Genomic DNA, 457 nt, shown 5'->3' on the forward strand with positions numbered 1-457 from the left:
CGGAAAATCTCCATCAGCCTGCAGTGCGAAAAGTGCTGGGGGATAATTTGCTAATGGCGATGGGGGCCATGCTGGAAGAAGCGCAACCAATGGTGACGGCGGAAAGCATCAGTCATCAGAGTTACCGTCGATTGCTTTCCCGCGCCCGTGAATATGTGCTGGAAAACATGTCCGAACCGGTGACGGTGCTGGATTTGTGTAATCAACTGCATGTCAGCCGCCGCACGCTACAAAACGCGTTTCACGCTATTTTAGGCATTGGCCCGAACGCGTGGCTGAAACGCATTCGCCTGAACGCCGTACGCCGCGAACTGATAAGTCCGTGGTCGCAAAGTATGACGGTAAAAGACGCCGCCATGCAGTGGGGATTCTGGCATCTGGGGCAATTTGCCACGGATTACCAGCAGCTGTTTTCCTAGAAGCCGTCACTGACGCTGCATCAGCGGATGCGGGAGTG

General features: G+C 54.9%; 1 protein-coding gene. It reads left to right on the top strand.

Features of this window, described 5'->3' with window-relative positions:
- On the top strand, positions 1–419 hold a 419-nt coding region (locus KI356_RS28920), incomplete at its 5' end, for a helix-turn-helix domain-containing protein (protein WP_212937074.1).
- Positions 420–457 lie beyond the last annotated feature (38 nt).

It is taken from the genome of Bacillus hominis, from assembly GCF_018332515.1.
Classification (GTDB): Bacteria; Bacillota; Bacilli; order Bacillales; family Bacillaceae_G; genus Bacillus_A; species Bacillus_A hominis.